Annotated in this window: 10 protein-coding genes and 1 pseudogene; 6 read left to right on the top strand and 5 right to left on the bottom strand. The window is 66.5% G+C overall.

Going from position 1 to position 9,769, the window contains the following annotated elements:
- Positions 1-41: 41 nt before the first annotated feature.
- Positions 42-1,184 (bottom strand): helix-turn-helix transcriptional regulator, encoded by a 1,143-nt coding sequence (locus RSO01_RS44315; RefSeq protein ID WP_147157028.1) that lies wholly within the window; start codon positions 1,182-1,184, stop codon positions 42-44.
- 390 nt (positions 1,185-1,574) lie between these two features.
- Here RSO01_RS44315 and RSO01_RS44310 point away from each other — a divergent pair, with 390 nt between their 5' ends.
- The 4 genes from RSO01_RS44310 (at position 1,575) to RSO01_RS44295 (ending at position 5,777) form a co-directional block, all read left to right on the top strand.
- On the top strand, positions 1,575-2,159 hold the full coding sequence (locus RSO01_RS44310; RefSeq protein ID WP_147157027.1) for a hypothetical protein: 585 nt from the start codon (positions 1,575-1,577) through the stop codon (positions 2,157-2,159).
- The gene (locus RSO01_RS44305; RefSeq protein WP_147157026.1) at positions 2,152-2,934 is read left to right on the top strand and encodes a heme oxygenase-like domain-containing protein; all 783 of its coding nucleotides are present in this window, start codon (positions 2,152-2,154) and stop codon (positions 2,932-2,934) included. The genes RSO01_RS44310 and RSO01_RS44305 overlap by 8 nt, the downstream gene beginning before the upstream one ends.
- A 41-nt stretch (positions 2,935-2,975) precedes the next feature.
- Positions 2,976-4,127 carry a helix-turn-helix transcriptional regulator gene (locus tag RSO01_RS44300; RefSeq protein ID WP_147157025.1) on the top strand — a complete coding sequence of 384 codons (1,152 nt, stop codon included), beginning with the start codon at positions 2,976-2,978 and terminating at the stop codon, positions 4,125-4,127.
- A gap of 66 nt (positions 4,128-4,193) precedes the next feature.
- Entirely contained in the window at positions 4,194-5,777 is a 1,584-nt protein-coding gene (locus tag RSO01_RS44295) for an ABC transporter substrate-binding protein (RefSeq protein WP_147157024.1), read from the top strand.
- Here RSO01_RS44295 and RSO01_RS44290 read toward each other — a convergent pair whose 3' ends face one another.
- Complete coding sequence (locus RSO01_RS44290) at positions 5,778-6,647, bottom strand: ribokinase (RefSeq protein WP_281291637.1); 870 nt, start codon at positions 6,645-6,647, stop codon at positions 5,778-5,780. It lies immediately after the preceding gene.
- Positions 6,648-6,693: 46 nt separating this feature from the next.
- Here RSO01_RS44290 and RSO01_RS44285 point away from each other — a divergent pair, with 46 nt between their 5' ends.
- Positions 6,694-7,098 (top strand): GFA family protein, encoded by a 405-nt coding sequence (locus tag RSO01_RS44285; protein WP_147157022.1) that lies wholly within the window; start codon positions 6,694-6,696, stop codon positions 7,096-7,098.
- Here RSO01_RS44285 and RSO01_RS44280 read toward each other — a convergent pair.
- The 3 genes and pseudogenes from RSO01_RS44280 to RSO01_RS44270 form a co-directional block, all read right to left on the bottom strand.
- Positions 7,089-7,697, bottom strand: coding sequence for a class I SAM-dependent methyltransferase (locus RSO01_RS44280; protein ID WP_147157029.1), 609 nt, complete (start codon positions 7,695-7,697; stop codon positions 7,089-7,091). The two genes, RSO01_RS44285 and RSO01_RS44280, sit on opposite strands and share 10 nt — an antisense overlap.
- A 115-nt stretch (positions 7,698-7,812) precedes the next feature.
- Positions 7,813-8,161: pseudogene (locus tag RSO01_RS44275) on the bottom strand (oligopeptide/dipeptide ABC transporter ATP-binding protein); the annotation flags it as partial.
- A gap of 24 nt (positions 8,162-8,185) precedes the next feature.
- Positions 8,186-8,920 carry an SDR family oxidoreductase gene (locus tag RSO01_RS44270; protein ID WP_147157021.1) on the bottom strand — a complete coding sequence of 245 codons (735 nt, stop codon included), beginning with the start codon at positions 8,918-8,920 and terminating at the stop codon, positions 8,186-8,188.
- 24 nt (positions 8,921-8,944) lie between these two features.
- Here RSO01_RS44270 and ubiE point away from each other — a divergent pair, with 24 nt between their 5' ends.
- Positions 8,945-9,721, top strand: coding sequence for a bifunctional demethylmenaquinone methyltransferase/2-methoxy-6-polyprenyl-1,4-benzoquinol methylase UbiE (ubiE, locus tag RSO01_RS44265; protein ID WP_147157020.1), 777 nt, complete (start codon positions 8,945-8,947; stop codon positions 9,719-9,721).
- The last annotated feature ends 48 nt before the right edge of the window (positions 9,722-9,769 follow it).

The raw sequence follows: 9,769 nt of genomic DNA, 5'->3' as shown, positions 1-9,769 counted from the left end.
AGGCGGGACGGCAACTGTCCCGCCCAGCGTCACTGGCAACCTCATCCGTCGATCACGCTCGGCGCCACGCCGCCCAGTGCCCGGGTGACAAGCAGCACGAGCTCGAGCTGGGAGCGCGTCTCGGTCCGCGCCATGGCACGGGCGAGCTGCGTGCGGATGGTGTTGTAGGTGACGCCCGTGTCGATGGCGATCTCCGGCAGCTGCTTGCCCGCCATCAAGGCCAGCACCAGGCGCGCCTCCGCTGGAGGAAAGCCGAACAGGCCGGCCAGCACGGAGAGGTCAGCCGCCATCTTCGCGGCCGGATCGGACACGAAGACGAGGACGGCCGGAGCGGCGCCTGGCCCGGCCAGGCCCGGTCCGACCGGCGTCAGCATCACGGCGTAAGCCGCCCGTCCCGATGGTCTGCTGATGCGCAGATGGCCGCCGGCCGGGCGCACGTCCGGCGAGGCCTGCCGCAAGTCGCCGATCAGGTGTTGCAGGCGCTTGTCGTCATCCCTGTTGCAGGCCCGTATCCCGTCGGGGGTGCGCTGCAGTCCGTCACCGTTCTTCAGGATCTCTTCGCCGGCGGCATTGACGTGCAGCAGGCGTCCGGTCGCCGAAATCAGGAAGACGCCGAGGCTGAGCCGATCGAGCACGAAATTGGTCGCATCGGCCTTGTGCTCGATGCCCTGGACGCGCTGCCGGACTTCCAGGGCGCGCTGCACGTGAGGGAGCAGGCGATTCAGGCGCTCGGCGTCCTCGGGCGTGAAGCTTCTGGCGCCGTGCGGACGATGGACGCCGATCGCAGCGTGATTCCCGCCCTGCAGCCGTACCAGCGAGCCCACCATGTATCGCGCGTCGATGCTGGGCTTCAGATACTCGTTGTAGATGTAGCTTCGCTTGAACGCGTCATCCTCGACGACCTCCTCGCCGACCAGCGCCTTGCCGAAGATACGACGGTCGAGGGCTCCCAGCGCCCAGACGTCATGTTGAGCGAAGTGGCCGTACTCCTGGACCTGGCGGGCCGTCATGCCCAGCGTCAGGACGACATCGGCCCTCTTGTGCAGCGGATCGTGCGTCGACAGCATCAGCGTCTTGCTGCCCATGTACTCCCGGATCTGGTGCCCGGCCTGCTCCCAGGCGTGATGCCCGAGGGCCGCGTCATAGAGAGACTCGATCAGGCCGTTTTCCTTCAGTCGGTCCATGTCCCGCTCTTGGCCCAAGTTGGTTGAGGGCCGCCATCACGCTGCTATGGCACGGCAACAAAAGGGCGAATGTGAGAAAAGACACGTAGCGGCAAGGCTACACGCTGGGATGAATACGGAAAAATAAATGCACGCACCGGTAGTCTATCCCCCAATTGGGTGATGCACCGGCGGTGCCGTCTGCTGCCTAATGCGGGACGCCGGCGATTGGGGAGCCGGCGGAAGGCGGGAGCCGGCATGGATGGTTGTGTGGGTGGTACGCCAGGCGCTCGGGGGAGCGGTCGACCGGTTGATGGTGCGTTCGGGTCATCGACGACCGAACGACACGATCCCGGTCGACCGGGTCTTGCAGGCCGCTGGAAGGGCCATCGAGCCGGCGACGGGACGCCCTTGCCGCTGCGCGACGCGCTCGTGGAGCATGCCGACCGTTTCCCGCTTGTTGGCGTCGTGCGCGACTATCCGGTATTGCGGCGGATCGGCGAGATCCGCCACCGACAGTATGTCGAGCGGCAGGGCAAGGCCTACGGCTCGATGGTCCTCGACCGACAGTGCCTGATCGAACCGAGCGACTTCACGTCGGTCAATATCTATGCCCGCGATGCTCGGGGGATTACCTGCGCCATGCGCGTCGGCGAGGTGCTGGGCGATCGCAATCCTTACTCGCCGCTGTTCGAGAAGGCCGCCCGCCGCTTCGGGCTGTCGGTCGAGACCACGCTCACCTGCACGCGCCTGGTGCGCGCGCCGCGCCACAGCGGGCGACATGCGGTCCATCTCATCCGCTTCGTGCGCTGGCAGACGGTCCATGCCGGCTGGCGCTACTGCATCATGCAGACGGCCGAGAAGCTCGTGCCGTTCTTCCGCAAGTTCGGGTTCACCGAAACCGGGATCTGGGCCGACGATCCGGCAGCCGGCCGTCTCCAGGTCCTCGTCCTCGACACCAACATGCGACCGACTCAAGAGGAAAGCGATGCCTGACTGCGATATGCGCGAAGCCCACGGCCTTCTGGACCTCTATGCCTGCATCGACGACGCGCAGGAACGCTTTGCCGGGCTTCTGAAGTCGTATCTGGTCGATCATCCGACGACCATCGACCAGTACATCCGCTACCTGTCCTTCCAATACCATCTCACCAAGGACGTGCAGCGCTACTTCTTGGCCATCGCCGCCCACGGCGACCTGTCGCGGCGCCGGCGCTTGCGCGAGTTCCTGTGCAGCTTCGCCAATGAGGAGGAGCTTCACTACCTGGTGGCGGCCAACGACCTGGCTCGTCTCGGCCTGCGGCCGCTGCCCATGCCGTTCGATGTCGAGCTCTGGCACCACTACTTCGGCAAGGTCGTCGTCGACCGGCCCTTCGTGCGGCTGGGCGCGGCCGCCATCCTGGAGAACATCTCCGACGGTCCGGCGAAGGAGTGGGTGAAGAAGGCCCTGCAGGGCTCCTTCCTGACGCGCGACAACACCAAGTTCCTGGTGCTGCACCAGCACGAGGTGCTGCCGCACGGCAATCAGATCCTGAACGCCATCGAAGAAGGCGATCTCGAACCCCATCACTTCGCCGACCTCAGCGAGGGCGCCCGCAAGGGCACGGTTCTCTACCTGCGCATGGCCGAATGGGCGATCCGGCCGACCACGCTGGCATCGATCTGCGACCACGGCACGATCTCGCTCGACCAGCAGGAAGAGCAGCGCATCGCGAATTTCTCGATGACGGAGCTTGGCGGCACCTCCGGCTTGCAGCAGGCTACGCCGTAGCCCGTAAAGGGGCGACGCAGGGTGGGGGGCCGCCGGGCAACGTGAGTCGAAACGACGATCTGGAGGCCTTGGGGCTTCTCTACGACGCCGCGTTGGGCCATGCCGACTGGGCCCACGTCGGCGCCCGTCTTGCCTCGCTGGTCGATGGCGCGACCCTCACCTTCACCGCCCAGTATGCGCCGACGGCCGGCATCGACTTCGTCGACATGAAGGGTGTCACGCAAGCGGAGATCGAGCTCTACGCCACGCAATATCTCGCCGACGATCTGTGGCGCAACGCCGCCATCGGCCGGCAGATCGTCGACCGGGTGGTGCTCAACACCGACCTCGTCAGCGACCTCGACTGGCGCAACAGCCGCATCTACACCGAGCTGTGCCGGCCCAACACCGACATTTTCCATGGCGTCATGGTCACCGGCACGCTGCTGGAGCAGGGTCTCTTTTCCCTGGGCATCCATCGGCCGCACAACGCCAGCCCGTTCAACGCCGCCGCCGCCAGCCGCCTGCAGCGACTGCTGCCGCATATCGGACGGGCGCTGCAGGTGCGCTCGCGCCTCGGCCTGGCCGGCGCCGAGCAGCGGGCGTCGATGGCCGTTTTGGACCGGTTTGCCTTCGGTGTGATCCAGCTCGGTGCGCGTGGCGTGTTCATCTCCGCCAACGCCGCGGCGCGCCGGATCCTCGACTGCAACGACGGTCTCGTGCTCGGCCGTCTCGGGCTGCGCGCCGCGTCGGCGGCCGACGATACCCGCCTGCAGCGCGCCATCTCGCGGGCCGGCGGGCTCACGGCGGCCATGGTCGAGCGCGGCGAGGCCGGCGGCCATCTGCGGGTCCAGCGGCCTTCGGGTGCCAAGCCCTATGCCGTGATCGTGACGCCGCTTGGTCTCGATCGCGTCTATCTCTCGCCGCGACAAGCGGTGACGATGCTGATCGTCACCGATCCCGACGCTGATCCCCAGCTCGACCTGCAGGCCTTGAAGGCGCTGTTCGGATTCACCCCGGCCGAAGCGCGGCTGGTGAACCTGCTGGTGTCCGGCCGTTCGCTGCCCGATGTTGCGAAGGAGCTCGGCATCGGCTTCGAGACGGCGCGAACGCATCTCGCCCGCGCCCGCGCCAAGACCGAAACGACGTCGCAGATCGATCTCGTGCGTACGGTCCTGCTCGCGGTCTCTCCTCTGCGATCTCCGACGTCATAGGCCTGCGGCCGGGCTTGGCACGGGAGTCGCATGTCCCTGGCGACATCCCGCCGCCAGGAGACGACCATGAGGCTTTCACGCCGTTCGCTGCTCGCTGTGCCTGCTGCCCTTGCGCTGCCGACCGCGGCATGGGCACAGGAAAAAGTCGTGCGGTACGGCATTCCGATGACCGACATTCCGCTGACGACGGGCCAACCGGACCGCGGCGCCAACGCCTACCAGTACACCGGCCTCACGATCTACGACCCGCTGATCGCCTGGGAGCTCGATGTCTCGGACCGGCCGGGCAAGATGATCCCGGGGCTGGCGACCGAGTGGAAAGTCGACGAGGCCGACAAGACGCTATGGACCTTCAAGCTCAGGTCCGGCGTGAAGTTCCACGACGGCTCGGCGTTCGATGCCGACGCCGTGATCTGGAACCTCGAGAAGGTGTTCAACAAGGATTGCCCGCAGTTCGACACGCGGCAGTCGGCGCAGGTGCGGCCGCGCCTGCCGGGCCTTTTGAGCTACCGCAAGAGCGGCGACATGGAGATCGAGATCAAGACCAAGACGGTCGACTCGCTCTTTCCCTATCAGCTCCTGTGGTTCCTGGTGTCGAGCCCGGCGCAGTGGGAGAAGGTCGGCAAGGACTGGAACAAGTTCGCCATGGAGCCCTCGGGTACCGGCCCGTTCAAGCTGACGCGCCTGGTGCCGCGCGAGCGCGCCGAGCTGGCAAAGAACGATGCCTATTGGAACCCCAAGCGTGTCCCCAAGGTCGACCGGATCATCTTCATCTGCGCGCCGGAGGATTCCGCGCGCAGCGCCGCGCTGATCTCGGGCGCTGTCGACATGATCGACGGGCCGGCACCCGACGTGATCGATCGCCTGAAGCAGGGCGGGGCGCGCATCTCGACGAACATCACGCCGCATGTCTTCCAGTATCATCCCTCGCTGGTCGAGGGCTCGCCGTGGACGGATGTCCGGGTGCGCAAGGCGGCGAACCTCGCAATCGACCGCGACGCCATCGTGAAGCTTTTGAACGGGCTGGTGACGCCGGCCTACGGCGAGGTCGATCGCAGCAGCCCGTGGTTCGGCAAGCCCACATTCGTGCTGAAGTACGCGCCCGACGAGGCGCGCAAGTTGATGACCGAGGCAGGCTATTCCAAGGCCAAGCCGATGAAGGCCCGCATCTCCATCCAGGCCGGTGGCACCAACCAGACGGTCAACGAGGCGATCCAGGAGATGCTGAAGGAGTGCTTCTTCGACATCGAGTTCAAGCCGGTCGATCTCGAGGCGCTGATGACGGGCTGGCGCGGCGGCGCCAAGGCCGACATGAACAAGGACGTCTCGGCGACCAACGTCACGCACGTGACGTCCGATCCGTTCTACGCCGCCAACCGCTTCTTCGCCTCCGACCAGGTGGCGCCGATCGGGGTCAACTGGAGCTTCTACAAGAACCCGGACGTCGATCAGCTCGTCGTCGAGCTCAAGAGCACCTTCGATCCCGCCAAGCAGGACGAGATCACGGCCAGGATCCACGCCAAGGCCGTCGACGATGCCGTGATGATCTGGGTCTACCACGACACCACGGCACGGGCGCTGTCGCCCAAGATCAAGAAGTACGTGCAGGCTCAGAGCTGGTTCCAGGACCTGGCGCTGGTCGAGATGTGATCAGGCGGCCAGTATCGCCTGCAACTCCTCGTTTGACGGCAGTGCCTCGAAGGCGCCGGGCCGCGTCGCGGTGAGCGCGGCCGCCTTCTGAGCGGCGGCGATGGCTGCGTCCATGGACAGGCCTTGCACGAGAGCCGCCACAACGACGCCGCAGAAGGCATCGCCGCAACCGGTGCTGTCGATCGCCTGCACGGCCTGGGCTGGAAAGGAACGCCGGCGTCCGCCCTCGGTCAACACACAGCCCTCGGCACCGAGGGTGACGATGGCGGCCTTGGCGTCGTGGATCGCGTTGCCGAGCTGCTCGGCCTCGACGCGGTTGGCGATCACCAGGCTGCAGTGGGCGACCAGGTTCTCGGCGCCCGGCCAGAACGGGGCAGGGTTGAAGATCGAGGTCGCGCCCTGCCGTCGCACGGTATCGAGAATGTAGGAGGTCGTGTCGAGCGGAAGGTTGCCCTGCAGCAATACGACGTCACGCGGGAGCAGGTCTCGCAGCGCAGCCTTGACGTGGGCAGGCCTCATCGCCAGCGAGCAGGCGCTGGTGCTGACGATGCTGTTCTCGCCGTTGGGCAGCACCATCAGCAGCGAGAAGTCCGTGGCATGCGCTAGCCGCGGCAGGATCAGCTCGGCAATGCCTGCCGCTTTCAGATGTCGCTCGATGTCATCGGCCTGGCCATCGTCATGGCCCAATGGAGCGCAGAAGCATACGGGCGCGCCGCAGCGCGCCGCCACGACGGCCTGGTTCAGTCCCTTGCCGCCGGGCGCCCAAGCGCCGCTGCTGCCGATCAGGGTCTCGCCCGGCAGCGGCAGGCGCGGCACGGTGAGTCGCAAGTCCAATCCTGCATTTCCAATGACAACGACTCGTCCAGGCATCTTCTCCTCTTGCTGGTAACCTCCCTTCATCAGAGGAGGACCAGTGATGAAGAAGACCTATCACGGAAGCTGCCACTGCGGCTGGCTGCGCTTCGAGGCCGACATCGACCTGGAGGCGGGCACCGGCCGCTGCAACTGTTCGATGTGCGCCAAGCAGCGTGCCTGGAATGCGGTCATCAAGCCGCAGGATTTCCGCCTGATCTCGGGCGCGGACAATCTCTCCGACTACCAGTTCGGCTCCAAGCAGGGACACCATCGCTTCTGCAAGACCTGCGGCATCGCGGCCTTCGGCGAGGGCTATGTCGAGCAGATCGGCGGCGCCTTCGTGTCGATCAACGTCGCCTGCCTCGACGACATCACGCCCGAGGAGCTGGCCAAGGTGCCGGTGCAGTACATGGACGGCCGGCACGACAACTGGTTCAACCCGCCCAAGGTCACCAGCTATCTCTGAGTCCTGAAAGCGAGCCGGTCCCACCACACGTCGGGCCCACTCAGGACGGCGGCCCCTTTGCTTTCGTGGATGACGGAGAGGCCGTGCCGGCCCGCCAATTCGCAGGTCTCCTGGGCGGAGATCTCGAACATCCGCCGGCCAGCCGGCACGGGCCCGTGGCGCAGCGACAGCGCCATCATCCCGCCGGGCCGCACCAGCGGCGCGACGCGAGCCATGGCCCGTTCGCGCTGAGCCTGGTCGAGATGCATCCAGACCGCCGTCAGCATGACAAGGTCGTAGCGTTCACCCAGTGCATGGACGCGGTCGAGGTCGGGCAGGGAATCGTCGATCCAGGTGATTGCCGGGTGCGGGTGCAGGCGCTGCGCTTCGGCGCGCAGCTCGGGTGTCGGCTCGACGGCCGTGACGGTGTGGCCGAGGCCGGCGAAGCCCGCGGCGTCGCGACCAGTACCTGCGCCGATATCGATGACGCGGCTCGGCGTCGTCGGAAAGAGATGCATCATGTGCCGATGCACGTGGGCAAAGGGGATGCTCTCGTATTGCTTGACGCGCTCGGCCGCTGTCTCGCCGTAGCCCTCGGTGCCGCTCACTCGGATGGTCATGCAGGTAGTGTACGGCTGCACGACCCTGTCGTCCTGAGCGAAGCGAAGGACCTCATGCTGATTGCAACTGGAATGAGATCCTTTCCTTCGGCTTCGCTCAGGACAGGCGCTTCGCTCAGGATGACGGAGTGGCGCGTGCCTGCTTGGCAGCTTCGAAGGCGGCCAGACGCTCCGTGAACTTGGCGGCGGCCGGGCCGTCCGCCGCGGCGATCACTGGAGCCGGGATCGTTTCGTGGAAATGGCAGGCGACGCGATGGCCGTTGCCGGCGTCGCGCAGCAATGGCTCCTCCTTGCGGCAACGGTCCTGCGCGAAGGGGCAGCGCGTGTGGAAGCGGCAGCCGGGCGGCGGAGCGAAAGGGCTGGGCACGTCGCGAGAGGCCGAACTGGCGCTGCAGGTTCTGCAGCAGGTTGACGATCTGCGCCTGGATCGAGACGTCGAGCGCCGAGACCGGCTCGTCGCACACGCGTGGCATGCACTCATTCTGTCGTCACGCCCAACCGCCGGCGTGAGGAAGAACGTGTCCGGTGATGAAGCCCGCGGCGTCGGAGCAGAGGAAGCACACCGTCGCGCCGAGCTCGTCCGACTTGCCCAGCCTGCCCAGCGGAATTTGCGCGGTCATCTTGGCCATCGCTTCCTGGTTGGCGAGCAGTGCCGGCGGGAAGTAGTCGGGGTTCTCGACGTAGTTCGAACCGACCGCGTTCACCGTGATGCCGTCGCGCCCCAGCTCCTTGGCGAGCGAGGAGACGAGTCCGTTGGCGGCTGCGCGCGCGGAGACGTAGGGCGCGTAGTTGGCGATGCCGCGCAACGGTGCCGCCGACGACACGAACACGATGCGTCCCGACTTGCGCTTGCGCATCGATGGTGCCACGAGCTGCGTCAACCGGAACGGCGTCACCGCCATCGCCTCGAGCGCGTCGCGATAATCTTCCAGCCGCGCCTCGCCGAGCGGCGCGCGCAGGGCGGGATAGGCATCGTTGTTGACCAGCGCGTCGATATGTCCATGACGCTTGAGAGCGAGCTCGACCAGGGTCGCGGGCTCGACGGCCGACAGGGCATGCGCGCCCGGGAACTGCGATTCGTATTTGCGCCGCGCGGTTGGCCCTTCGAACGAGGGATCGTGCGCCAAAACCGTGGCGCCTTCGGCCAAGGCCACCCGGGTCGTGCCATGGCCTGCGAATTTTTCGACGTTGGTGATCAGCAGCACCCGGTCTTTCAGCATCATGGCGATTCCTCTAGGTTGCCGCCCATGGTGGACCCGACCGATCCTAGCGCCCCGGCCGCGCCAGAACAGGCGTCCTTTGGCTATCGCGATGTGCCGGCGGCCGAAAAGGCGAGCCTGGTCCGCCAGGTCTTCGAAAGCGTGGCGCCGCGCTACGACCTGATGAACGACCTGATGTCGGGCGGCGTGCATCGGCTCTGGAAGAACACCCTGGTCGACGTGCTGCACCCGCGGCCGGGCGAGAAGTTTCTGGACGTGGCGGGCGGCACGGGCGACGTCGCCTTCCGCATCTACCGTCGGCAAGGCGACCGGCCCGACATCACTGTCTGCGACATCAATCCCGCCATGCTGGCGGTCGGCCGCGACCGCGCCGTCGATCGCGGAATGTTGAAGGGACTGACCTGGACGACGGGCGATGCCGAGAGCCTGCCGTTCCCCGATCGCTCGTTCGACGGCTACACGATCGCCTTCGGCCTGCGCAACGTCACCGACATCGACAAGGCGCTCGGCGAGGCGCATCGCGTATTGAAGCCCGGCGGTCGCTTCTACTGCCTGGAGTTCAGCAAGGTTACGTCGGCTCCGATCGGCCGCGTCTACGACGCCTATTCCAGCCGCGCCCTGCCGTTCTTCGGTCGCATCGTCGCCAGGGACGCCGACTCCTATCGCTACCTGCACGAAAGCATCCGCCGCTTCCCGCCCCAGCGCGAGCTCGCCCGCCGCATGCGCGAGCAGGGCTTCGCCAACGTGACGTGGCGCGACATGACGCTGGGCGTCGTGGCATTGCACGCGGGTTGGCGGGTATGAGAGTCTTGCCGGACCGCGGGCCTCCAGGCCCGCTCATGGTCTTCGGAG

The sequence above is a fragment of the Reyranella soli genome (assembly GCF_007992495.1).
GTDB classification, from domain to species: domain Bacteria; phylum Pseudomonadota; class Alphaproteobacteria; order Reyranellales; family Reyranellaceae; genus Reyranella; species Reyranella soli.
The sequence above is the reverse complement of the archived record's forward strand: the minus strand, read 5'-3'. Positions and strand labels throughout refer to the sequence as shown.

What these genes read in the sequence shown, in the direction of transcription:
- RSO01_RS44285 (WP_147157022.1), top strand. Translation starts at nt 6,694, where the DNA reads ATGAAGAAGACCTATCACGGAAGCTGCCACTGCGGCTGGCTGCGCTTC.
- RSO01_RS44305 (WP_147157026.1), top strand. Translation starts at nt 2,152, where the DNA reads ATGCCTGACTGCGATATGCGCGAAGCCCACGGCCTTCTGGACCTCTAT.
- RSO01_RS44315 (WP_147157028.1), bottom strand. Translation starts at nt 1,184, where the DNA reads ATGGACCGACTGAAGGAAAACGGCCTGATCGAGTCTCTCTATGACGCG.
- ubiE (WP_147157020.1), top strand. Translation starts at nt 8,945, where the DNA reads ATGGTGGACCCGACCGATCCTAGCGCCCCGGCCGCGCCAGAACAGGCG.
- RSO01_RS44280 (WP_147157029.1), bottom strand. Translation starts at nt 7,697, where the DNA reads ATGACCATCCGAGTGAGCGGCACCGAGGGCTACGGCGAGACAGCGGCC.
- RSO01_RS44270 (WP_147157021.1), bottom strand. Translation starts at nt 8,920, where the DNA reads ATGATGCTGAAAGACCGGGTGCTGCTGATCACCAACGTCGAAAAATTC.
- RSO01_RS44295 (WP_147157024.1), top strand. Translation starts at nt 4,194, where the DNA reads ATGAGGCTTTCACGCCGTTCGCTGCTCGCTGTGCCTGCTGCCCTTGCG.
- RSO01_RS44290 (WP_281291637.1), bottom strand. Translation starts at nt 6,647, where the DNA reads ATGCCTGGACGAGTCGTTGTCATTGGAAATGCAGGATTGGACTTGCGA.